Consider the following 24,972-nt stretch of genomic DNA (forward strand, 5'->3'; position numbering starts at 1 on the left):
TATTTAATTTTAATTGTTATGACAACAGGTAAAGAGGCTTGCTGCATTCTTCCCGCAGCAGCAGGCGTAGTTATACCCATAAATATAAAAACAAACTGTTCTAAAAATAGGTGTAATATTAGCTTCTAGTTAACACATAACGAACTTTTATTGTTTAATGAAACAAGAACATTTACACTACAATTCGATGACTTTTAATAGCTATGGCTAGTAAATTCTCCATACAAAATGTTGTTGAATTTAGTAAAATTAGCAAAACAAATATGCCGCAGATTGATTATACCATTTATGAAAACAAAACAAGTATGGGCAAACCTCGCCGTCAGCGATTTACGGCGAACTGATCAGTTTTATAGCGACCTGGGATTTAAAAGAAATGGCAAAAATGAATCAAATGAATTGGTTAGTTTCTTTTTTGCAGACAATCAATTTATCATTCACTTTTTTGAGAAATCAAAATTGGAATCTGCCACCGGAATGACCTTAGCAGACCTCCGCAATGGTTATGAAATTATGTTTTCACTCTCCGCAGAAACTAAAGACGACGTTTATCAATGGTATAAACTAGTTCAGGATGCCGGCGGAACAATACACCGCGAACCTAGCGAAGACGCTCAGGGCTTTTTCTGGTTTGTTTTTAGCGATCCGGACGGACACCGTTACAATGTGCTTTTAGTTGAAGACGGGATGTGAGGATTAGACTCCATCCATTTGATGAGCGAATCAGCTAGATTGGCTAATAGCCAATCAGCTTACTAAGGACAAAAAGATAATTTGGCCATAAATTTCACTGCAATTACCTTTATCATGACAAGAATTTACATCATTAATAATGTATTAACAATTAAAAAGGCGCCAATCGCTATAAGTCCAACATAGACATACTTAAAAAAAGAACTGTCGTTAATTTTATGGTTAAGATAGCGACCTAAAAATATTGCTGGAAATACAGCTGGCAAGGAGATTAGAAAATATTTTAGAACTTCTAATGTAATCAACCCCTTTGCAAAATATCCGATCGCACCAATAAAACTTGCCGGCAAGAAATAAGCTTGAAGAGTTGCCCTAAAATGTTTAGCGCTCCAGTTTCTCATGTTACCATAAACAACCAGTGGTGGCCCATTTACTCCATAAGCACCACCTAATACACCTGACACAAAACCGCAAACAAAAAGCCATAGCTTGCTATCTGTTTTTAGAGAAAGGCTGTTTTTTCCAAAAATGGCATAGAGCGCGTATAAAATGATGAGCAGCCCTAATCCAATTTTTACCCAGAATTCATTGCCGTAAATTAAAATTAATAGGCCAAGTGGTATACCTAAAATGGCAAAAATGATAAGCCATTTAGCACTATTAAAGTGTATTTGACTATGATCCTGTATAACTACGACCAAGGCAACCAAAATTGAAATTAAAACAGACAACGGTACAGCAGTATCTATTGGAACAAAAAGTATAAATAAAGGAACAGCGATTAAAGATTCTCCAAAACCAAATGTCGAACGTACGAGTGTAGCAAGAAAACTGACCACAAAAATATAGATATAAATAAACTCCATCTTCATTATAAAGATACGCTATTTACGGGTAAGACCCCGTTTTTAAGACTAAATCAGCGGGTTTGAAGTTCATTAGCATGTAATATCTGTCATTGACTCAACATGAGTATGGCCGTCGCTCAAAGCAGTTTTTACGACTACTAATACCGTTAAGAAAGCTTTGATCTTCCATATCAGTCTGAAACAGATGGTGGTGTACAACATCAAACTGGTGTAACCAATCGGCGCCCAAGTTTATGCACCAGATTAACCAGGAACTGGGCAATAATAAAGCCGTTACATAACCGAATATACGGCATGTTCACGGCTCTATTACTCCCAGAGGTGTTAAAGTCGAATCAGTTTCTTGAAGATTTAAAAAAGATCGCTGCTTTATTGCTTTGTACTAATGGGCAAAATCATTTTTACTTTATAGCGCTTTTTTAAGATTCTCCCATCTTACTACCCAGGAACCGTCCTTTGGCCATCCGGGTTGATGAATATTTTTGTCACCATCCCAACCGGCAGTCATCATCGCTACTGCATACAACAGGCCTCCGTTAGAAGGAATATATGGATAAGGATTGCCGCCGCCTACAAGGCCATGACTATCAAATCCGAATTTTTTAGAAGGATGTAAAAGCATCTCCACCGCGTCTTTTGGATGTCCAAGCCTGGCTGCACACATTGCTACCATTGGAAAATCCCAACCCCAACCTGTATCATATTTCCATACAGCCTGTACTTTTTGGTAAGTCTTTTCCATTATCTTCAGGTCAACGCCATTTCCGGGCAAAACACCAAACACTCCCGTCATCGCGGGATGTTCAAAGTTAAATTTTGTCCACATGCTGTCAATGCCCTCCCATTGTTCATACAGACCATCTCTTACCGGTAACGGAGCCAATCCATTCAATACGTTTTCCCACTCCGGTTTTGGCTTTTCCCTCAGCCTGTGTTTCCATTGCAACGCTGTCTGCAGGCCAAATCGCCAATACGACAGGTCGAAGGCAGGGTTTTGTGTAGTATACGCATTATTGTTCTCAGGAACTGTTTTTATAGGCGGGCCTAATATATATTCATTTCTGGCCTTATCTAAAAAGGCATAAGAGGCCATGAAATCCGCTGTTCCTTGTATGATATGGTCCCATTTTTTTAACGTTTTCAAGGTAGGATGCGCACGATAATCCAGTTCAGCAAAAAAAATGGGATGGGGTTGCTGCCAGATTAAAAAGGCATGTGTCTGGTCCGGCCATTCCCTCCCGTCAGGACCAGTACATTTGGGCCACCTCGCACCTTCATACCCCTGTAACTTTGCTCTTTCCAGCGATGAGGATAAGTTATCAGCATAGACATTCAGACTGTTTTCCAGTAAAGGCCACCGATCCCATAACGCATAGTGGGCCGAATGCCACCAGTACATTTCATAGTGAAACCGACCATACCAGCTGTTACTGACCAAGCCGGTTTCCTGTGGTGGATATTTTCCCGACGCATTTATTTTCATCAGGTATTGTGATAACACAATTCGTCGCTCTAACTCCATCCACCGGCTATCTTTACTCCTGGAAAGGTCAATTGCACCACCACTTTTCCAAAATTCAGGCCATGCCACACCACTGTTTAAACGAACCTGTGTGAAGCTTGGTAAAGCGTCATTACTGCGGTCAGGTGAAAAACAGAACACATATTCAACGGCATTCGATCCTCCAGGGCTGAATTCAAAATAATGTTCCCTTTCTTTCTCTACTTTGCCCTTGCCTGTCCACTGAGCCTCTACCTGGTATATAGTACTATCCAGCTTTCTGTTAAATTTGACCCGATTATGCCCCTCACTGCGTATCGTTGTTTGATGTGCATTCTGATTTTGATAGTCAGATCCTGTACTGTGATATTCAAGACTGGCGTAAGGAAACTCAATGAAGACACCCAGACGCCCTGCAGCGATAAGACTTGACTCTATCTTAAATGCCACTATATCCTTTGAAGGATCGCCTACTGTAATTACTTTAACCGGTATACCCTCTATGGTAAAGTTGCTTTCGGCCACTGCACTCCATAAGTCAAAATATTGAACCGGCTGCTCAATATCTGATTTACTGGCCATATCACCGCTCCTTTTCTTAATCCAAAGGCCGATACGTCCCAGGTTAAAACGATGTGGATTACTGGCCAGCCATTGGGTAAGTTCGGGTTGTTTCGGGTTCGGTAAATCGTAAGCTACCATACGGCCATGTGTTTCTTGCCACGTTTTCACGAAATCAGCAGCTGTCATACCTTTTGGAGGTGCTGTACTGTGCCAGCTCCAATGTGACATGGTTGTAAACTTATCGTTAAAGGTTTGCATGCCGGTAACATCAAAACCATAGGCAAAATTCCCGTTACCAACCTGTGTTGGGCCTGCCGCATCTAAATCAGTAAGTTTTATATTATGCCTTTGAACTAGTAACTTTCGGTTAATAGTTCCGGATTTTAATTCCTGAGCAATAACCTGTTTACCTACTAATAAAGCAATTAACATAAGAGTATTTCTGACTATTGCTGTCACCCTCTGATATTTTTTAACCATACGTTCTTGAAAATATCCGCTTGCGCGGGTTAAGTGAAGTTAATTATATTTAATTATTAATATCCCGGATTTTGTGGTAGTGCGCCCTGACTTTTGTCAACTTCTGCACGTGGGATAGGCACCAGATAATTGGCATCTTTAAATACCCTGTCGGTTATTTCGGCAAATGCATAGGTTTTAACCGAACCTGACTTCTGTATATTCATGCCCAGTATACTTTTACTTTCTGTAGTGCTGGCAATTTTCCAGCGACGAACATCAAAAAACCGGTGTTCTTCAAAAGCTAATTCTATGCGTCTTTCATTCTGAATACGTTTCTTCAGTTTTTCACCGCTGTCATTTACGACTGGCATATTAACACTCGGCCTTGAACGAACCATATTCAGATATTCACGGGCAGTGGCTTCATCTCCAAGTTCAAATTTAGCTTCGGCATAGTTTAATAGTATTTCGGCGTACCTGAAAAATATCCAGGGATTTGTGGGTTTGACTGTAGAACCGGCCGGCGGTATACTTTCTATTAAAAACTTCTTCAGATAATATGAAGTAAGAGATGAATTAAAACCTTGATTACCTTCCGGCGAGTCTTTTCCACCATGATAACTTTCTGTTTCCCTGCCAGCCCAAACAGACCCATCATGTAAAATGGACGCATCAAATCTTGGGTCTCGGCCGTCATAGGGCTTGTTTGGATCATAACCAGAAGCTGGGTTTAATAACAAGGCACCATCGGCCTGTTCAGTATATGGCAATTCTCCTGTAGCCTTCATTTCATAGGCGTTAACAAGGTTTTGAGTGGGGTTGTGAGCACCCCAGCCGTCTGATCCATTGCGTCCCTGTTCCAAATTAAAGTTGGTATTATTAGCTTGTGTAAAGTACCTGGCAAAAATAATTTCCTTATTATTAGCCAAAAAAGTACCCTGATAATCAGGGTTAATGCTATAACCTACGCTCAGCAATGCTTCAGCTGCATCGGCTGCCGCCTGCCATTTGCTCTGGTCATGTGTCGGATTGTTAAGTTCACTCGCACTATATAACAACACACGGCTCTTCAGTGCTTTACAAGCATTTGCAGATATGCGTCCCAGCTGACCAGCCTGCTGATCAGCTGGCAACAAGCCAGCGGCAACATCCAGTTCATTAACAATAAACTTCACACAGTCGTCATAGCTTGCCCTGGAAACTTTAAAGTCGTCATCAAGTGCAAATACTTTGGTTATCAAAGGTACACCTCCATAACGCCATATAAGATTTGCATACAAATGAGCGCGTAAGAACATCATCTCTCCTTTAACACCATTTTTAAAAGCATTGTCACCGGGTGCCTCGTCAATCTTGGAAAAGAACACATTAATATTCCGGATATTGTTATACGCAAAATTAAAGTAATTGACCTTGGCGCCAATACCTGCTACGTTATCAGCAGTAATAGCTCCAGTTTGAACTACTCTCAAATTCGTCCAGTTATGGATATTATACGCCTCGTCGGTAGCTGCAGAAAGTAAATCTTGCCGAAAACCATGCTGAAGGGTATTATAAGTAGCATTTACATATAACGTGATTAGTAACTGATCGTTCCATATGTCAGCCTCTGAAAGTTTATCCAAAGGTTTTAACTCGAGTTTGTTACAGGAGCTTCCTGTTATTAATATCAATAATATATAGATTATCTTTTTCATTTCGTTAGGTTTATAATGTAACATTGATACCAAAATTAACCACCCGTTGCGGAGGATAATACCAATAGTCGGTTGTTTCAGGATCAAATCCCAGATTCTTCATATGGTCGTAGATGATTAACAGATTGCTTCCGCTAACGGATACCCGCACATTTTTCACCTTAACTTTTGCCAACAGATCTTTTGGAAGATTATATCCCAATTCAACATTTCTTAACTTTAAAAAACCAGCATTTAACAACCATTGCGTAGAGTTAGTGGTGTTATCATTAAATAGGTCGTAAGATGCCCTAGGCATGGTCGCATTGGTATTTTGCGGCGTCCATCGGTCTTCTGCGCGCCATGAAAGAAAATTCCCCAGGGAATAACTCATCACGGGGAAATAGCCACCGAAGTAAGATTTTGCATTTTCCTGGCCTTGTAGCAATACAGAAAGGTCGAAACCTTTGTAACGGAAATTTGCACTAAACCCAAAAGTAATCTCAGGAACATTGGTTTGATTCACACGAATCTGGTCCCGGGAATTCAACTCACCATCCATATTAACATCCTCATATTTCAAGTCTCCGGGCCGTGCATTCACAAAATGGGGGTAGGCAGCTACTTCCGCATCGTCATTAAATACACCTATTGCGTTGTAATAAAGCCCTGCACCGATCGGGCGACCCGTAGCCAGTTGGTATTGTTCAGCCGCCGGTTGTTCGTCACTAAAAACTACCTTGTTCCTGGCGAATGCTACATTTCCTGAAAAGTCATATTTGAATTCATGATCATTATTTGCATGGCTTAACACCAATTCAAAGCCCTTATTATCCACAATGCCAATATTTTCATCGGGCAATACCAATCCTGTATAGCCAGGAATAATGGCTGATCGTTTCGTGAGAATATCAGCCCGTCTGGTTTTAAAATAGTCAAATGTGATACCTAATTTCCCATTCCAAAGGTTTGCGTCCAGGCCGATATTTCCTGTTTTCGCAGTTTCCCATGTGATATTAGGATTTGGAACACCCATTTGAACCAGACCGGTAACATCATTATTGCCGATAACAAAATTATTACCATATCCATATGTTTGAAGATACTGGAAAGCGTTAACCAGATCATTCCCTAACACCCCATACGAAGCCCTGATCTTCAAATCATTAATAAAGTTGTGTTTTTTCAAGAAGGTCTCTTCAGATATCCTGTATCCTATTGACGCACTTGGAAAATTGCCCCACCTTTTAGCGGATGGAAAATTGGGTGAACCATCCCGGCGCATCGTAAATTCAGCGAGGTATTTACTGGCATAATCATAAGTAATCCTTCCAAAATAATTTTTACGTGCACCCTGGCCTGCCGATCCGTCATTGCCTTGTTTGGCCTTGTCACTACTACCGGCAAAGATCTCAGGTAGTACGGTTGATACGAAATCACTACGATAAGCAGCTACATAATTACTTTTAGTGGTTTGCTGTTCATAACCCAACAACCCAGCAAAATTGTGTTTACCAAACTTACGGTCGTAATTTAACCTTCCGGTTAAATAAAACAAGGAGCCCATATCCGTACGATCCAGCAGATCAGCATTATTCACACCAAAACCTGACCTTGCCCGGGTATAACCATCATCCGCCGTGTTCTTGTAATAAACATAAGTAGGTAGCTGCCATGTTTTTCTAAATTGAGTATTAGGATCATAACTCCCACTTCCGCTTAAAGAAAGCCCTTTAACCCATGGCAATGTCCAATTAGCAAATACGGTCGTTTGGATAGTGGTAGTTTTAACATTCTGATAGCCGTTATCATCGCTAACAAAATTGATAATATTGTCATTGGCTCGGTTCGGAGTTATAAAATCTGTTCCGGGCCAATAAGGCACCCAATTAGGCTGGTACAGGTAAATATGACTATTAAGCTCGTTCATACTCCTGTAAGGAAAATGATTATCATCAAAGCGCGCTGCCAAATTCATTCCGACTTTAAAATTGTCCGTGACTTGCACATCTACATTTGACCGCAGATTATACTGCTTAACCTTAGTTGAGCCAAACTTATACTGCCCATCCTGCATCACTTCACCAAATGAAAGAAAGTATTTTGTGCTATTACTACCGCCAGTAACAGAAAGGTCCGTTCTGTGCTGAGGTGTCCATTTTTTTACAATAAAGTCATACCAGTTAAAATTGGCATAATTGGGATCCGTTCCGGCTTTAAATTTTTCCAATTCCTCAGAACTATACTTTGCAGGACGACCTTCCCCCTCTTCAATTTCATTGTAAACATTAAAAAAGGTGTAGGAATCTGCCATTCCAGGATTTCTTGTAGGCCCCGTAAATCCCTGATTAAATGATAAATTAACGGTAGGTGCAGCATTGGCACTTCCGCGCTTAGAGGTCACTAATATAACCCCGTTAGCTGCGCGTGCTCCGTAAATCGCCGCTGAAGCGTCCTTAAGTACCGAAATACTTTCGATATCATTCGGGTTGATTTGTCCCAAACCACTCCGCTCCACGCCATCTATAATAACCAGCGCAGACGAATTCCCTGTTGTACTGCGTCCGCGGATACTGATTGACGGATTGTCACGCCCTGGTTCACCAGAACGATTATTAACGATAACACCTGGTAAACGGCCTGCAAGTGAATTTGCCACATTAATAGAAGGACTTTTAACAATCTCACTACCCTTAACGGCTACTACAGAACCGGTAACTGTTGCTTTTTTCTGTGTGCCATAACCAACCACTACAATTTCATTCAGGTTTCCTGAAACCGCCTCCATGGAAATATTAATAACCGTATTAGATCTAAGCGCTACCTCCTTTGTTTGGTAACCAACTACAGAAAAAATAAGTGTGCCAGAGGCTTGGGGCACATTAATGTTATAGTCACCATTTCCATTTGTCGCAGTGGTCACCCCTGTTTCTTTATGAAGTACTGTGGCCCCTGGGATTGGCATCCCCAGTTCGTCAGTTACTTTCCCTTTGATTGTTATCAATTGGTAATACGAAGGAGTTATTTTAATTTCATACCCCTTTCCTCCGGCCAAATTTACTAGGGTCAATGTATTGGACATAGCAACATTTCCATAGAGAAATGCCATTCCAAGTAACAGAACCTTCCGCCAATCAGCGATTTGTAGAAATCTTTTTTTCATAATTTTTAGGTTTAATATTTGGTTATCCATAGCCCTGCACTTTGACAGGATGTACAAAAACACTTAGATTTGGTTGTTATTTATGTTTTTGAACACTGCTTTGAATACATCAAAAGTATCGACAGTTAAAATCTGCCGTATATCTTAAATTGACTTTTTTTTATACTTTTTGATAAATCATATCTTAAAGAATCCCGGATGGGGCAAACCATATCTTGCACAACAGAAATATCAAAAAGTATAAAATATTGTCATTTATTTACTATTTAGCTTTACTGGAAGGTTATAGTTTTGAGTTTTGAAATAATAGAAACTTATTATGAAAAGCGACCTAACACTAAACCAGAAAGAACAATATAAAAGAGATGGTTTTTTAATTATCGAAGATTTTTTATCTCCAGAAGAACTTGAGTTTTGGCGAGAAGCGCTGGATGAAGCCGTAGAAAAAAGGGCAGGAAGAAAGTTGCCGGACAGAAAAGAGGTCTATGGTAAAGGGGATGATGCCGACAAATCTTATTATGACAACGTATTTGCACAATTGATCAATCTATGGAAAGACAATGATAAAATGCGCCAAATCATGCTTGATGAGCGACTTGGCAAGATGGCCGCAGAACTTGCCGACGTGGATGGCATCAGAATATGGCATGACCAGGCCCTGATCAAGAAACCTTGGGCAAATCCTACCTCCTGGCACCTCGACACCCCCTATTGGTCATTTAGTGATAAAAGGGCATTATCTATCTGGGTAGCGCTTGACGATGCGACTTACGAGAACGGTTGTCTTTTTTTTATTCCTGGTTCGTATCTTGAAACCACCTTCGAAAATCCCGGCATAGGAAAAAATATGGGCGTCATATTTACGACGTATCCTGAACTTTCAAAGTCGCGATCAGTACCGGCGCTAATGAAAGCTGGAAGTTGTTCTTTCCATAACGGACTCACCATCCACGGGGCACACGCCAATATGACTTCTGGACAAAGGAGAGCAATGACTTGTGCATATATGCCAGATGGTAATATATACAATGGGACACCAAATATATTAAACGAGGAACAGCTAAAAAACATTAAAATAGGCGACCTATTGAATAATGAGGAAATCAACCCTTTAATCTATAAAAAGTAATATGACAGCTTAACGATAAGTTAAAAACCTGGATCCTGATGACTATAAAAATACTTTGCCCAACCTGGGGTTTAGAAGGGTGGGGATTCAAACAAATGCTAAACCGGATAAAAGATGCCGGCTATGATGGTTTGGATACCTGGATACCCAATGACTCTGTTGAAAAGAAAATATTGTTTGATCATTTACAAAAGAATGATTTACTTATCGTAGCTCATCAACATCAAGCCTGGGGCTCAACTTTTAAAGCTTTTCAAGCATCTTATCTAAATGAGCTGCGAAAATGTGCAGAGCCTGGCCCGGTGCTTATTAATTCACATACCGGGCACGATCATTTCACCTTACAACAGCATGCTATACTCATTGACCTGGCAGCAGAATTTGCTGATAAGACAGGTATTACCGTTGCGCATGAAACCCATCGTGGTAGATTGGGATACAGCCCGCAAATGTTTTTAAGCATGGCCAAAAAACGACCAGGCTTTCCGGTAACAGCAGACCTTTCTCATTGGGTATGTGTGACTGAAAGTCTGCTGGAGAATTTTACATCGGCAGTTAAAGCGGTTATTAATGCATCCGTACATATTCATGCAAGGGTTGGCTATGAACAGGGTCCACAGGTTCCGGACCCGAGATTGCCAGAATGGCGTTATGCCTTGGATAAATTCGCAGGATGGTGGGATGATATCGTAGCGGTCAACAAACAGAAGGGCCGTAAAACAATGACCTTTACAACTGAGTTCGGTCCCTTCCCTTACATGGCTACCATTCCTAACAAACTTTCGCCCATTGAACACCAGTTTACACTAAATCTTTTTATGAAAGAATTTCTTATTGAACGTTACAGAATCTGATAATCAAATGGATAATTCATTTTACGAAAAGAACTTGGCGATATCCCGTTCTTTTTTTTGAATAGCTTTGAAAAATAAAAAACATTTTCGAACCCTGTTTGATCTGCTATTTCATTTATATTTAAAGCGGTAGATGACAGTAGATCTTTTGCCCGGTTTAGTCTTAGGTTAAGATGGTATTGATTAGGGGATTCTCCCGTAACTTTTTTGAATGCTTTCCTGAACGATGAGTACCCCATAGGCAACTGACTTGCCAGATACTCCATGTCCAGTTGATTTTCGAAGGATTCCTGAAGCAAGAATTTAGCTTTGGAAATCAGGCGGCCAACAGGGTCATTGTCAAACTCTGTATGCTGGGAAATAGTATTGACCAATCCAAGAAGCTGCATGGTAATCCCGGCAAGTTGCTGTGGATACCCTGTTGACGACTCCTTTGCAGTATCCAGTAATCGTCTGAAGAGCACGAGAATATCTTTATTAAGTTTAATATTAGTTAAAGGAGCATTAGCACTGAAAAAATCTGCCAGCATGAGTTGTTGGGCATAGGAGCCATTGAAGCCAACCCAATACTCTTCCCACCCTGATTTAATATCAGGTTTGTAACGATGCCAGATCTGTGGAAAAAGAAAAAAGCAAGTACCTTCGCTGATATCCATTGGAGGTGTGCTTTTGGAACCATACATCCCTTTACCTTTGGAAATAAAAATAATATAAAAGTCATTCAAGATGCGTCCTTTGTTCCAAGTCAGTTCGTGGCTTTGGGGATGGGGTTGATTAGGATAATTTTCATTAGGTACAACTTTTGAGTAGCCAACCGACGTGATATACATCCCCCACTTTTCTTCCGTTTGACTAATATTAAAATATTTAAAAAAGGTATTATGCGTTGTCATTAAATAATTATTTAACAATAGTGTTATACACACTCAAAAAAGAAAAGGTGTTTTAACGCCAGGTTTCCCTTTTAGGCGAAAAAAAACACCCTTTCCCAATGTTAAATATAACGTTGTTTTCACAAATTATCTCAAAGTGAACCGGAAAATTCACTAAGCTTCCATTTGATCAAGTCATAAACTTACGGAGCTACGAACTCCTTTTTTAACAAAGTATCATTCTTTGTCCCTTATTCATTATTACCATTCTTAGTACAGGTGCTATATTCTAATTCGGAGTTTAGTAGCAGCCTTTAGCTTTAAAGTAACTTTGAGGACTTTGTCCTGTTATAATCTTAAAATGCCTATGGAAACTAGCAAATTATGAAAAAACCGCTTATCAATAGCAGAGACTAAATGGCGTCAACTTTCAATATTACGCTTGTTCTCGAAGAATTAACATCGGGGTTAAACCCAATTTTCATGAGAAAATCTCCTGTATATTCTTTGTTCATGTCAATGGACGACTTACTTCCAGGATAGACATTAATCTCCGTAATCCTATACTTCCTTGAGGCATCCAGGCCTTTCAAACGAACCGGCATTTTACTATTTTCTCCATACCTGTTGTTAACCAGATAATTGAAAATTACTCCCGAAGATTTATCAGCACTAACATAAGCCATAGATGCCAGGGCAGATTCCCTTGGGTTTGACAAACGGTATTGATCCCCCTGAAAAATGACTGTTTTTAAGGAATTGTAATTCTTTATGGCATCCTGACAAAACTTAAGATCCGTTTCGTTTAACTTACTTACCACAATATCAAATCCTAATTTACCCATCATCGCTACATCTGTACGGAATTTAATTGGTTGTTTTCCCCAGTCCGTTACATGGTTCGAGCTTGCAATCGCAGGATAGAAATAGGAATACTCCCATTGCATAAATATCCGTTCTAATGGATCTGTGTTGTCGCTAGGCCAGTATTCTGTGAAATATTGCAATGCTGCATAATCAACTCTGCCCCCACCACCTGAACATAACATCATTGGTACAGCCGGATATTTAGTACGGATTCTTTTCAAAACGTTATACAACCCTTTCACATAATCTATGTAAAAATGTGATTGATTCTTTATCGTCGCAGAATAAGCATTGTAAATCACTGCATTGCAGTCCCATTTAATGTAAGCAAGATCCGGGTTTTTTGTAAAAAGATCATCTACAACTTTAAACACAAAATCCTGAACATCAGGATTGCTCAAATCAAGTTCTAGCTGATTCCTGAAATAATATTCATCCCTTTTAGGCTGTTTAACAATCCAATCCGGGTGCTTCTCATATAACTCGCTTTTAGGATTCACCATTTCCGGTTCTATCCAAATGCCAAATTTAACATTGTTGTTATTGGCTTCTTTAACTAAAGAAGCAATGCCATTTGGCAATTTTTGCTTATTTTCTTCCCAGTCGCCTAATCCTGCAACATCGCCGTTCCTCGGGTATTTGTTTGCAAACCATCCATCATCCAGCAAAAAAAGATCAACACCTAACTTCTTGGTGTCTTTAATAAGTTCAAAAAGCTTGCTTTCATTGAAATCAAAATAGGTCGATTCCCAATTATTAAGCAGCGTTAGCCGATCGCCTTTTCCATCTAGTAATTTGTAAGTCCTTGCCCAGTTGTGCAGATTCCTGCTTGCCAGCCCTTTTCCAGCGGTTGACAGCGTATATATAAATGCTGGTGTAGTAAATTCCTGCCGTGGTTTCAAAGTGTAATCAGAGGCATAATTATTAATACCGGAAATGATCCTTAAATTGTCCTGGTTATCCAGCTCAAGGTCAGTTCGGAAGTTCCCGCTCCATTCCAGTGAACCGAATAAAACTGTTCCTTCATCTTCGGTTGCAGGTTTATCTATCGACACCATAAATACAGAGGGCTGAAATAAATTAGTCCGCGTACCCAATTTCGAATCCAGGGTTTTGATACCATGCGTTAACCGTGCTTCTTCCGGTTTCATTTCTTTCGCCCAATCACCATGATACTGATTCAACCAAAATGATTCACCTTTGAAGTGCAGGTTTGCCGAGGCAAATTTCTTTAATACCACATTACCTTTTTCATTATTCTTAATGGTACTCCATTGTTCAATGACATCTTCGTTGAAATAGGCTTTGTAAAATAAGTTCACCTCAAGTGCATAAACCGGATCCTTTAACACCACTGTTAAAAGAGAAACATTATTATCCATGGCTTTAACACTATGGCGGACATATTTCAGATCCAGGGAATTATTTCCGTCTGCATGGCTAACCGTGATGGCTGGCTCAACCAAATTTCTTGATCCTGAGCTTGTATAAGCAGAATTTAAAACCCCTGTATAATCTTCAGATTGTTTATACATCTGTGATATTGCAGCATATTCCGATGGTTGTGATAGTTTCTTCCCAAAATAAATGATACCTAAATCATTAGCCACATTACTTTGCAGTATCAAGGCCGTATTTTTGGTTTCCACTGGAATAATGACCTGTGCAGCTACATGAATGCTACAAAGCAAAAAGGCAACTATTAAAGAGTAATAAAAACGCAAGTTGAAAGGGTGAATGAAAAATTTCATAATAGGCTAAAAGTTTAATGGTTTATCAACTGGACTTGAACCCAGTCTAAATGTGATTTTGCACCCTGGTGTTCGGCATCTAATTTAAGTGTTTTTAAAAAGGCATCCTTTGCCAGTTCAGGCTTTTCTAATCCAAAAAGTCCTAATCCTTGAAGATAATAGCAGTGCGATTTGTTCGCTGCGTCAAGGTCGTCTTCAAAAATGAGCAAATTCGGCAAGGAGACCGCAAAATAGTCTAACTGAATGTGATCATTAAGATGTGCTACACCATAATTAATTAATTTATTAAAAACTCGAATAGCTTCCTGATCGTTATTCAATTTCCTCCAGGCTAGTCCTTGATAAAATATTTTAAAAGGCTGCTGGTCATTATAAAACATCGCCGCAGAAGGTTCATCTAGACCCTGGGTGGCCTTCTTAAAAAACTCATTGGCCGCTTCCATATTCCCCAAACCCTCATAGGCGCAGCCCATCCAATAGAAGGTGTCATTTTCCTGAGTACCGTAAAGTTTTCCTTCCCCAAGATTGCGAGGATACTCCTGAGCCCGCAGCAGTAACGAGATGGCATGGCTATAATCTTCATTTAATATGGATTTTCTTGCAAGGTGCAACAGGCTATACACATATTGGCCTGACGCTTTGCCTTCGCCACCTTCCCATGGATGAAACTGCCTATTCATAATCATTTCGTGTGCGCCTTCATGGTCGTTCAAAAAGTTATAGATTGCAACCAATTCCAAATAAAGATCATCCCTGCTTAAGGCGGTATCCATATTTTTTTTCAGAAAGCTTAACCGCTGCTCCGGTAAGTGATTCAGGCGTTTGTAAAGTTGATGTAATTCCATGCAAATGCGGTCATCATGAGGGTCAAGTGCAAATGCCTGCTCCAGGTAATTTAAAGCCTTTTGATGATCACCGAGTTTATTGAAATAAGCAATCCCCAGATTCCTTAATACTACCGGGAAGCTGCTGTCTGATTTAGCTGATAATTCCCAACAGTTAATTGCTTCCTTGTATTGACGTTTATCATAAAACAAATTCCCTAAATAATAAGACGCTTTTGCATCCTGTGGGTCCAGTTCCATGGCCATCTTCAGGACAAGTATGTCCTCCAATCTGTTTGGAAAACATAGGTATGAACTTGCGTTTGCGGCTTGCTTAAACCATGTTGTTGAATTTTGCAAATTGCCAATTTTGTTGGAAAAGTAACCTAAGTAATAAGCAACTAATGGATTTATATCATCACCTGAAATTGCATGTTTCAATAATTCAATAGCTTCCAGATATAGCCCTGCCCTGGCATAGTCATTCGCATACTCGATGAAATTGTGAGGAATACTTCTTGATAATTTCAAAAGTTGGGATAGCGAATCTGCAGCCATTTTGGACTCCTCCAGCACATTATAGACAGACATTTTTTCAAACAAAGCACCCAAATTAAAGATATCTTTTCGCAGGCCAAGATCTGCTATTTCGATAGCCTGCTGATATTGACCCAATTTACGATATGCCGCTGCTATAAGTACGTATACCTTGCTATTATTTGTGTTACAATCTAAAGCCTGCTTTAGATGTTCCAAACCCAACTCAAATGCGCCATTAGCCAGGTCAAGCTGCCCAACACAGAAAAAACCAGAGTCTTTCCACGTCTTCGTCCAGGTCGCTTTATAAAATGCTTTATAAGCCTCCTCTTGTCTTTCCTGGTAGGTCAAACAAATACCTAAATTGTAGTAAGGCTCGCCGTCATATGGATTCGGGTTTCGCTGTGTACTGGTTTCAATTGCACGACGAAAAAAAGGCTCACTCTTAGCAAACTGACCTCGTCGAAGATACCAAAGGCCCAGGGCATTGTTATTCCGAATATCACCAGGCTCATACTGCAAAGCTTTTTCATAATACGGCACTGGGCTATACGTTGCATGACGGTATTGTTCTAAATGTTGTCCGGTAAGGAACAATTGTTCCGTACTCTTAATTTCTTCGGGTTGCAGTGCTGGTTTTGCCGGCGCAGGAATTTCGTTCTTAAGATGATTTGATGGCTGATATCGAAGTAATTCGCGCCCTGAGGATGTAGTGATTACGACCAGCTGTTCCTCTTCCGAAAATGTTTCATCAACATCCACTTCTCTGATGTAAATATCTTCGGGAGACAAGCTAAAATTATCTTCATAATAAATTTTTGTGCCATGACTTAGCTTAATGTATAAATCAGCGCGTGCAGAGGTTACAAAAACTTTAAGCAGCATTTTGTTACCAGTGAGCTGTGTCGACAGTAAAATATCTTTGCTTGCATTTTTTACAACACCTAGCTCCCTATACGGCAAGAAATACTGGGTAAAAGATTTCTCCTCATTTGGCAACAGCCATGTAAAATCCGGCTGGTTGTCGGTAAACATACCCGTCATCAATTCGATGTACGGACCATCTTCATCTGTCAGGTTTCTGTCCCAGGCCACACCAAAATCGCCATGCCCCCAGGTCCATTGCTTTTTACCTGGAGAAACATGATGATTCGCTACATGAAGTAAGCCAGCCTGCGCATCATGTTCATATCCTCCAACAAAATCATAATCTGAATTAATGGCCATATATGACGTGGGTACCGGTATGTTTTTATACATCGAAATATCAGTGCCTGGTGAATAATCTACTTTATAATACTTGCCGGTAGCTATTGGGAATGACGATACATCTCTTTTCCCATGATCAAACACCGCGTTCACATCAGGTGGAAATACCGACTGATAATGATCATTGACCTTTACTGCCGGATTTGCCCACCATAAAAACGTCTGAGGTAAATCAGATCTATTTAACAGCTTGGCTTTGATTTCGATATAGGCTTTACCCGGATAAAGTGTGAAGCCGGCCATCCCTTTAGTATGAAACATTTTTTCAATTTCATTTACCCAAACGGTTTTGCTGCCATCACTATTTTCCTCAATGGTGTAATCTATTGCATCAAAAGTACTTGGCCGGTGATGTTGAGGCCAATTGAACTCGATACCGCCCGATATCCAGGGACCAGTTAGCCCTACAAGTGCAGGTTTGATTACTTGATTATAATAAATGAAATGTCTGTTTCTTATTTTATCATAAGCCATTTGAATACGTCCTCCAAGTTCCGGAAGGATCATGATCTTCAAATACTCATTTTCGATAAATAGCCCTGTATATGCCTTATCAGCCTTTTCATCCGAAATTTTTTCGATAATAGGATTTGGGTAAACAACACCGCTGCTGCCCTGATAAACCCTTTTTTCAAAAAACATGGGATTCTTATTTGGCTTACCGATACCATACGTTGGAATTATAACCTGTTCTTCCCAGATGTTTACGTTCATTAGTTTTGTCTTAATGTCTTATTAAATTTTGTTCTAGTTCTTCTAATGTTTGTCCTTTGGTTTCCCGAACCTTAGTTTTAACGAATAAAAAGCCAAGGAAACAGATGCCGCCGTACATATAAAATGGTCCGTATGTGCCGAGCGTTTTGGCAAGAATAGGAAACGTGAATACCAAAACGAAATAGGCTGCCCACAGCGAGATAATCGCAACAGAAGATGCGGCACCACGTATTTTGTTTGGAAATATTTCTGATATCAAAACCCAGGTTACCGGAGCTAAAGAAATAGCGTATAAACTGATGGCAATTAATACGAAAACAGATACTATGGCTGCAGAATACTGATTTTGAAGCAGGTAAGCCAAAACAAAATATACAACAGACAGACCGAGTGACCCTATAAGCATAAGCGGTTTTCTACCAAGCTTATCGACCTGCCACATGGCTAATAGTGTAAATACCAGATTGACAATTCCGATGGAAACTGTTTCAAACAATTGCTGATTCAAATTGGCCCCAACAGATTCAAATATGGTAGAAGTATAATTAAAGACCACATTTATGCCGCAAAACTGCTGGAATACAGCCAGCGAAATACCAACCACCACCGCAGGGCGGACACTTTTCTCAAAAACAGCCTTATACGACATTTTGGTGTTGCCCAGGAGTGATTTTTCGACTTCCTTCATCGTCGATGCTGCAAAAGAGGCTGATCCAAGCTTGAGCAACACTTTTTCCGCACGGTCAACCTGGCCATCCTTCATCAGCCATCGGGGGCTTTCCGGCAACCAGATCACGCCAAAAAGAAAAATCAGGGAAGGCACAACGCCCAGTCCAAACATCCAGCGCCAGGCATCAGGACCGGTATCTGCAAGAAAGTAGTTGACCAGGTTCGTTACCAGAATGCCTATTACAACAGTGAGCTGATTAATGGCAACATTTCGCCCCCTTACATTTGCTGGTGATATTTCAGCGATGTACATCGGACATAATAAAGATGCCATGCCTACCCCAATACCTGCTGCGAAACGCATCACGACAAACATGCTGAGGCTCGAGCAAAGAGCAATCCCTATAGAGGATATTGCAAAAATAAATGCCGCAACCATTAACCCGGGTTTTCTGCCATAGCGGTCTGCGATATTCCCAGCAATCAGGCAACCTACAATACAGCCTAATGCCAGAGAGCCGGTTAAAAATCCTTCCCACCATGCATCAAGCATAAATTCATGTCTCAGAAAAGGTAACGCACCAGAAATTACGGCAAAGTCGAATCCAAACAAGTAACCTCCGAGTGCGGAAATAAAGGATATCCCGATAATATAGGTATGGTTAGCATTAGATTTTTGTGAAGTTTGGAAGTTCATTTTGGTTATTTAATTGTTTCAAATTTGAGCTATTGGCAGGATAGTTAAATAGACGATCGATTGAAAATGATGGATTTTTCCATCATTTCACACTAAACTTATAAGCTATACGCTTTTGATAAAGTTCATCAGCTTCAAGTACGCCAGAAGGAAAATCTGGATGATTTATAGCATCGGGAAAGTATTGGCACTCCAGGCAAAGTCCGTCAAACGGTTTATAGGCAGTAGCATGATGACCTGGCACCTCACTCTTCAGATAGTCTCCCGTATATATGAGCAAACCTGGATAAGATGTAAATACCTGAAGTGATCTGCCAGAGGCAGGATCAAATAATTCTGCTACTGGATCCGTTGCTGCATGGGCAGCCTGTTCCAGCACATAACAGGTATTTAGGCCTTTCCAAGATTTCCCATCATCCTGAAGCCGAGATCCTATATTGGTTTTGTTAAACAACATCTCCTCATTATTCAATATTGCGCCTGTAGGTATATGCTCGGAGTTAGTTTGTAGAAACTGACTAGCAAAAACGGTTAGTTCTTGTTCAAAAATATTTCCTTTTCCAGCGGTTAGATTAAAGTAGCTGTGGTTGGTCATGTTAACTATGGTCTTCAGGTTTGTTTCTGCCGTATAATCAATCACAAGTTCCATATTAATCCAGGAGTAAGTCACTGCTAAAAATAAATCTCCTGGAAATCCGCCATCACCATCCTTGCTTAAATAACTGAAAGAAATGCCATTTTTAAAAATCGAATACCCGAACACTTTGGAATTAAATCCAGCAGAACCACTATGATTGGAATGAGGGCCATCATTTGTTTCCAGTTGGTATTCATGGCCATCAATGTTAAACTTTCCATTTGCAATTCTGTTTGCATACCGGCCTATGGTAGCACCGAGGTAACAATCATCCAGCAAATAGCCCTGCAGTGTTGGAAAGCCCAGCACCACATTACCCAATTGGTGATTTCTTTCAGGAACGACAACAGACACGACGGTAGCACCATAATTTGTCAACTCGACATAAGTACCATCAACACTGGTCATCCTGAACAGGAAAACATCCTGACCCTGGCAGTTGCCCCAAAACGTACTGGAAATAACATTATCGCTCATCTTTACCTATTATTGGTTCGAGTACCCGGGATTCTGATCAGCTTCATTGATATCATCATTTTGCTTGATCTCCTGCAATGGAATCGGATACCTGTTGTGGTATTCCTGGATTGCACCTGTTTCTTTTGCCCATTTGTTTCTTTGTTTTACAAGGTCAACCAATGTACCGGTGCGAATAAGATCCATTCTTCTCCAGCCTTCAAAGCATAGTTCACGCATGCGCTCATCCATTATTTTCGCGCGAAATTCCTGCTGCGACATCCCGGCATTCCATGTCTGGTCAGATGGAAGGGTCCCATTCCATGCACGTCTTCTCACGGTGGTGTTAACCAGATTTACTGCTTCTGCGGTACTACCGGTTTCATTTAAAGTTTCTGCATAACACAATAAAATGTCGGCATAACGCAGGTAAAAAATATCCTTACCTGAATTCCAGAAGCTCATTACGCCTTCAGTCCGTGGATCTTCAAACTTCTTTACATGCGGATCAAGTTCGTCGCCTCCAAATGCCGGGTTAAGCACGGGTTTTTTTCCTTTATAGGTAAAGTCATACCGGATGCTTTCATTTTTCCTGAGGTCACCTGCTTCCCATAGGCCACCATTACTGGCATCCTTGTAACAGAATTGCGTAGGCACCATCAGATCATATCCTCCAAAATAAGCATACTGATCTATTTCGGCTAATGACCTGGATCCCATTTGCCACTGTGTCTGATTATTATCAGGATAAACATTTACAAATTGGAATTCATAAATGGATTCACTTGTATTGGGTTTGCTGGGATCCCATAGATCTGCATAATTCGAAACCAAACTGTAAGTACCGCTTTCTATTAAAGCCTTAAAGGTGTCTCTCGACTTTGCATAATCCCTTACGCCGGTTGATTCAGGTGCATATAGGTAAACTTTTCCCAGCAAGGCCTGTGCGGCACCCTTGGTTGCTCTTCTTTTATCAGATTGACTAACAGGTAAATAGTTAACTGCATTCTCCAGGTCAGCAATTATGGTTGTATAAACCAGGTCCAGCGGCTGGCGTCGGGTACCATACTCCCCAAATTTTGCCTGATCAATTAAAGGTACCTCCCCCCAATATTGGGCCATTTCAAAGGTTAGCGCAGCCCTGATAAAACTTGCCTCTCCCAAGATGATATTCTTACGTGTTTCATCGGTTTCCTGGTTTAAACCGATGGCATAAATAACTTTGGCCGCTCCGGATATCACGGGCCATCTGCTGTTCCATTGTTCAGCCAGCGCCGTATTACTTGCCGTTAAGAAGCCGCTGTACCGATCTAAACTTGCCTGCCGTTCATCTGTTCTTACCTGAAAAGCACCTTGCTGGGCTTCGTCGGTCCCCAGTGTAAACATAAATCCACCCCTATCTTTTTTCGTATTGCGCCAGCTGGTATACAAACCAATCACAAGTGGTTCAATATTATCCAGGCTTTTAAACACCTGTTCTTCGGTTAAAGCCGTTTGAGGCTCTTCCACGATAAACTTTTTGCAGGATCCCGACACCATGATCATGAAGGCAATCGGCAATAACATATATTTTCTGTTCATTTTCATTTCTATTAAAATCCAACGTTCAATCCAAGAACAATCATTTTTGAAGTCGGGTATGAATCACCACCTTCAGGATCATAACCTTTATACTTTGTTATGGTAAGTAAGTTACTTCCGGTAACATACAGCCGCAGATTATTCATCTTTGCATTCTTAACAAACTGAGGTGAAAAGTTGTAGGCCAGGGTAACTGCAGACATCCTTAAAAATGAGGCATTTTGAACCGCATAATCAGTCTCTCCCATACTGTATCTACTTCCACCTACATAAGCTCTCGGAATTGTAGTAGCTGTATTTTGTGGCGTCCACCTGTCAAGTTCATCTGTATGCCCGGCATATTCGCCTGTACCACCCATCATCCCTTCATACAAGTAATTAATCGCTTTGCCTCCATAGTTATAATTGAATACTGCATTAAGCGATATGCCCTTGTAAACCACATTAGTAGAAAAGCCACCGTAAAACTTAGGATCCGTTTTACCAACCACAACCCTATCTGCATCATCAATCTTATTGTCGCCGTTTATATCTACAGGAATAATATCGCCGGGTTTAATGGTGTGTCCACCAAAATCGATGTCTTTAATTCTTTCCATATCAGCTTCCTGTGCTATTCTGTCAAACTTATACGTATAAATGTTGTTAAGCGGCTGGTCTAGAAACAGGTTTCCGGTCCGCTGAATGTCCACTCCGGTGAATCCACCATAATTGTATATGGCGTCTACAGTGCCATATAGCTTGGTGATTTTATTTTTATAGGAAGATAAGTTAAGGCCAAAATTCCATTGGAAATCTTCTTTGTCAACCAATTTCGCTGTAACGTTAAACTCAGCCCCTTTATTCAATAAAGACCCTACATTGTCAATCGTGTTATTGAATCCCGAAGTGGTAGATAAAGTTCGCTGCATGAGCAGGTCGTCATTATGTATAATGAAGTAGTCTGCACTTAAAGCCAACCTGTTGTTTAATATGGATACATCAACACCTAAATTAAGTTGCTTTTGTTTTTCCCACACCAAATTGCTGTTTCCCAAACGACCATCTGACACGTAAGTAACGGAGCCATTGGTAAACACCGGTCTATATAAAGAATTGTACGCGAAGTTCGGGATGTTCTGATTTCCGGCAATGCCATAACCTGCACGAAGTTTCAACTGATCAAGGTTCAACCCTTCAAAGAAGGTCTCCTTTGATATATCCCAGGCCAGCGCCAGGGAAGGAAACAAACCCCATTTATTGCCGTTGCCAAACTTCGAAGAGCCGTCATACCGTCCGGTTAGCGTAGCAAAATATTTATTGTCATAATTGTAGTTTACCCGTCCAACATAACTTGTAAGTGCATTGGTTACGAAATCTGAACCCAGCTGAAACTGGTCCTTTAAATAGGCGCCACCGAGGTATTTATAAGAAAAGTCGTCGGTCGCAAATCCAGATGCATTAATTTGATTATAGTTGTAGTTATTCTGGCTTAATCCAAAACTCACCAAACTTGAGAAATTATGTTTACCAAACGACTTATCATAAGAAACCGAGTTATCCCATTGCCAGTTCATCCAGCTTTCTTTCTTTTGAGTTGCACTTCCGCTGGTCGCGTTCCTTAAAGACTGACCAAGACTTTTTGGTATATAGTTGAAATAATCCTGGCTCCTTACGTCCAGAGAAACCCCACTCCTAAAGTTTAGCCCTGTTATAGGGGTTATCACCACGTAATTACTGGTAAGCAAGCGACTTAGATTGCCTTTACCATCAATATTAAGGCTGCGAATTGGATTATATAAATCGGTGCTTTGAATACCTTTCCAGCTTAAATATGGAACATCCGGGTTTATAGGAAGTAATGGATTTGCATTGGCGGCAATATTAAATACCCCACCATCTATGTAAGATTCATTGGTTCTGGAAAAGCCGGTGTTGGTACCGATCTTCAACCAGGGCTTAATTTTCTGGTCGAGGTTAATCTGACCGCCGTAGCGCTTATAACTGGAAGTTTTCAGTAAACCGAGTTGATTTGTATAGTTAAAGCTTACGTAAATAGAGCCATCATCAGTACCCTTTGAAAAGGTTCCGGTATGGTTCTGCTGAAGGCCATTCCTGGTAATTTCTTTAAGCCAATTATAGGATTGTCCGGACCGGTAAACTTCCAGCTCACTGTCGCTAAATATGGAAGAACTGGTATCTAGTAAGGAGGCGATGTAATCCTGACGATTTCCCTGTGGATTGTCATCGATATACTTATTTGCATAGGCATCAATTCTTAAGTCGGCGATCTGCTGCGCATTTAGGTACGGGACGTTCCTGGTGAATGACTGAAAGCCAACCCAGGCACTATATTCAACCCTACCTTCGCCATTTTTTCCTCTTTTAGTAGTGACCAGCACAACACCATTGGCGCCCCTTGATCCATATAAAGCAGTGGCTGATGCATCCTTCAACACATCGATACTGGCAATATCATCAGGATTAATGGAGTTAAATGCGCCATCATCTATCACAGTTCCATCCACCACATAAATAGGATTTGCACCAAACTGTATCGAGTTATTGCCCCTTACTTTAATGCTGGCACTGCTTCCTGGTCTTGGATTATTGTTTTGAATCAATACACCGGGAATACGGCCCTGAATAGCCTGGTTAATATTAGTAGCGGGTAGCTCCTGGATTGTCTCCGCGGTAATACCGGCAACTGAACCGGTAAGATCCCTCTTTCGAATGGTTACACCCACCACTGTGACTTCCTGAAGGTCTCTTTCATCACCACTTAAAGCTAAATTTATGTTTGGAGACGCCGGAAGTTCAGTGGTTTGAAAGCCGATAGAACTAAACACCAGAATAGTTCCAGCGGGAACCCGAAGGGTAAATTTTCCCTCACCATCGGTTGAGGTGCCGGTATTGGTTCCCTTAATTTTTATGGATACACCTGGTATTGGGCCCCCATCGCCCTTTGCCGTGACCCTACCGGAAACATTGGTTAAGTCCTGACTATACAGCGCGGGGGCAGCATACAGGATTGAAAATAGAATTAACGCACTCCACCGTGCAATTTTTTTAAATGTACATACAGACATAGAGGTAATATTTGGTTTACAAGAATAAAACTACGTTAATTAAAAGCCAGGAAAATGGATAATTCAGTAAAAAACATGGATTATATGCTCACTTTCGAGTGCTCCGTATTATTATATTT

14 protein-coding genes are annotated in these 24,972 nt (G+C 40.6%); 3 read left to right on the plus strand and 11 right to left on the minus strand.

Translation table 11 applies throughout. The features are described from left to right. The first annotated feature begins 288 nt into the window (after positions 1-288). On the plus strand, positions 289-693 hold the full coding sequence (locus IWX76_RS13975) for a VOC family protein (RefSeq protein WP_196860583.1): 405 nt from the start codon (positions 289-291) through the stop codon (positions 691-693). 125 nt (positions 694-818) lie between these two features. On the opposite strand, the gene IWX76_RS13980 is transcribed toward IWX76_RS13975, so the two are convergent. The 4 genes from IWX76_RS13980 to IWX76_RS13995 all read right to left on the minus strand — a co-directional run bounded on the left by IWX76_RS13980 (position 819) and on the right by IWX76_RS13995 (position 8,928). After that, positions 819-1,565, minus strand: a complete 747-nt coding sequence (locus IWX76_RS13980) for a sulfite exporter TauE/SafE family protein (RefSeq protein ID WP_334641948.1) — start codon at positions 1,563-1,565, stop codon at positions 819-821. 403 nt (positions 1,566-1,968) lie between these two features. Further along, positions 1,969-4,059: a hypothetical protein gene (locus tag IWX76_RS13985; protein WP_196860584.1), complete on the minus strand. Its 2,091-nt coding sequence runs from the start codon at positions 4,057-4,059 to the stop codon at positions 1,969-1,971. A gap of 104 nt (positions 4,060-4,163) precedes the next feature. Beyond that, positions 4,164-5,786, minus strand: a complete 1,623-nt coding sequence (locus IWX76_RS13990; RefSeq protein ID WP_196860585.1) for a RagB/SusD family nutrient uptake outer membrane protein — start codon at positions 5,784-5,786, stop codon at positions 4,164-4,166. A 10-nt stretch (positions 5,787-5,796) separates the two neighbouring features. Beyond that, positions 5,797-8,928, minus strand: coding sequence for a SusC/RagA family TonB-linked outer membrane protein (locus IWX76_RS13995; RefSeq protein ID WP_196860586.1), 3,132 nt, complete (start codon positions 8,926-8,928; stop codon positions 5,797-5,799). A 319-nt stretch (positions 8,929-9,247) separates the two neighbouring features. On the opposite strand from IWX76_RS13995, the gene IWX76_RS14000 reads away from it, so the two are divergent. Continuing rightward, on the plus strand, positions 9,248-10,057 hold the full coding sequence (locus IWX76_RS14000; RefSeq protein ID WP_196860587.1) for a phytanoyl-CoA dioxygenase family protein: 810 nt from the start codon (positions 9,248-9,250) through the stop codon (positions 10,055-10,057). A gap of 38 nt (positions 10,058-10,095) precedes the next feature. Beyond that, positions 10,096-10,911 carry a sugar phosphate isomerase/epimerase family protein gene (locus IWX76_RS14005; RefSeq protein WP_196860589.1) on the plus strand — a complete coding sequence of 272 codons (816 nt, stop codon included), beginning with the start codon at positions 10,096-10,098 and terminating at the stop codon, positions 10,909-10,911. Here IWX76_RS14005 and IWX76_RS14010 read toward each other — a convergent pair. From IWX76_RS14010 to IWX76_RS14040, 7 genes are all read right to left on the minus strand, one after another. Further along, positions 10,899-11,804 carry an AraC family transcriptional regulator gene (locus IWX76_RS14010; protein WP_196860591.1) on the minus strand — a complete coding sequence of 302 codons (906 nt, stop codon included), beginning with the start codon at positions 11,802-11,804 and terminating at the stop codon, positions 10,899-10,901. The two genes, IWX76_RS14005 and IWX76_RS14010, sit on opposite strands and share 13 nt — an antisense overlap. Before the next feature lie 392 nt (positions 11,805-12,196). After that, complete coding sequence (locus IWX76_RS14015; RefSeq protein ID WP_196860593.1) at positions 12,197-14,401, minus strand: alpha-galactosidase; 2,205 nt, start codon at positions 14,399-14,401, stop codon at positions 12,197-12,199. Between the two features lie 14 nt (positions 14,402-14,415). Next, complete coding sequence (locus IWX76_RS14020) at positions 14,416-17,745, minus strand: DUF5107 domain-containing protein (RefSeq protein ID WP_196860594.1); 3,330 nt, start codon at positions 17,743-17,745, stop codon at positions 14,416-14,418. Between the two features lie 10 nt (positions 17,746-17,755). Further along, entirely contained in the window at positions 17,756-19,111 is a 1,356-nt protein-coding gene (locus IWX76_RS14025) for a sugar porter family MFS transporter (RefSeq protein ID WP_196860596.1), read from the minus strand. A gap of 82 nt (positions 19,112-19,193) precedes the next feature. After that, complete coding sequence (locus IWX76_RS14030; RefSeq protein ID WP_196860598.1) at positions 19,194-20,225, minus strand: aldose epimerase family protein; 1,032 nt, start codon at positions 20,223-20,225, stop codon at positions 19,194-19,196. 9 nt (positions 20,226-20,234) lie between these two features. Next, a complete protein-coding gene (locus IWX76_RS14035) occupies positions 20,235-21,785 on the minus strand; it encodes a RagB/SusD family nutrient uptake outer membrane protein (RefSeq protein ID WP_196860600.1) in 1,551 nt (516 codons plus the stop codon). An 11-nt stretch (positions 21,786-21,796) separates the two neighbouring features. Continuing rightward, a complete protein-coding gene (locus IWX76_RS14040; protein ID WP_196860601.1) occupies positions 21,797-24,853 on the minus strand; it encodes a SusC/RagA family TonB-linked outer membrane protein in 3,057 nt (1,018 codons plus the stop codon). Positions 24,854-24,972 lie beyond the last annotated feature (119 nt).

This window comes from Pedobacter sp. CAN_A7, assembly GCF_015752175.1.
GTDB lineage: Bacteria > Bacteroidota > Bacteroidia > Sphingobacteriales > Sphingobacteriaceae > Pedobacter.

Excerpts from the sequence above, each read along its gene's own strand:
- IWX76_RS13975 (WP_196860583.1), top strand. The coding sequence starts at position 289 with ATGAAAACAAAACAAGTATGGGCAAACCTCGCCGTCAGCGATTTACGG.
- IWX76_RS13980 (WP_334641948.1), bottom strand. The coding sequence starts at position 1,565 with ATGAAGATGGAGTTTATTTATATCTATATTTTTGTGGTCAGTTTTCTT.
- IWX76_RS13985 (WP_196860584.1), bottom strand. The coding sequence starts at position 4,059 with ATGTTAATTGCTTTATTAGTAGGTAAACAGGTTATTGCTCAGGAATTA.
- IWX76_RS13990 (WP_196860585.1), bottom strand. The coding sequence starts at position 5,786 with ATGAAAAAGATAATCTATATATTATTGATATTAATAACAGGAAGCTCC.
- IWX76_RS13995 (WP_196860586.1), bottom strand. The coding sequence starts at position 8,928 with ATGAAAAAAAGATTTCTACAAATCGCTGATTGGCGGAAGGTTCTGTTA.
- IWX76_RS14000 (WP_196860587.1), top strand. The coding sequence starts at position 9,248 with ATGAAAAGCGACCTAACACTAAACCAGAAAGAACAATATAAAAGAGAT.
- IWX76_RS14005 (WP_196860589.1), top strand. The coding sequence starts at position 10,096 with ATGACTATAAAAATACTTTGCCCAACCTGGGGTTTAGAAGGGTGGGGA.
- IWX76_RS14010 (WP_196860591.1), bottom strand. The coding sequence starts at position 11,804 with ATGACAACGCATAATACCTTTTTTAAATATTTTAATATTAGTCAAACG.
- IWX76_RS14015 (WP_196860593.1), bottom strand. The coding sequence starts at position 14,401 with ATGAAATTTTTCATTCACCCTTTCAACTTGCGTTTTTATTACTCTTTA.
- IWX76_RS14020 (WP_196860594.1), bottom strand. The coding sequence starts at position 17,745 with ATGAACGTAAACATCTGGGAAGAACAGGTTATAATTCCAACGTATGGT.
- IWX76_RS14025 (WP_196860596.1), bottom strand. The coding sequence starts at position 19,111 with ATGAACTTCCAAACTTCACAAAAATCTAATGCTAACCATACCTATATT.
- IWX76_RS14030 (WP_196860598.1), bottom strand. The coding sequence starts at position 20,225 with ATGAGCGATAATGTTATTTCCAGTACGTTTTGGGGCAACTGCCAGGGT.
- IWX76_RS14035 (WP_196860600.1), bottom strand. The coding sequence starts at position 21,785 with ATGAACAGAAAATATATGTTATTGCCGATTGCCTTCATGATCATGGTG.
- IWX76_RS14040 (WP_196860601.1), bottom strand. The coding sequence starts at position 24,853 with ATGTCTGTATGTACATTTAAAAAAATTGCACGGTGGAGTGCGTTAATT.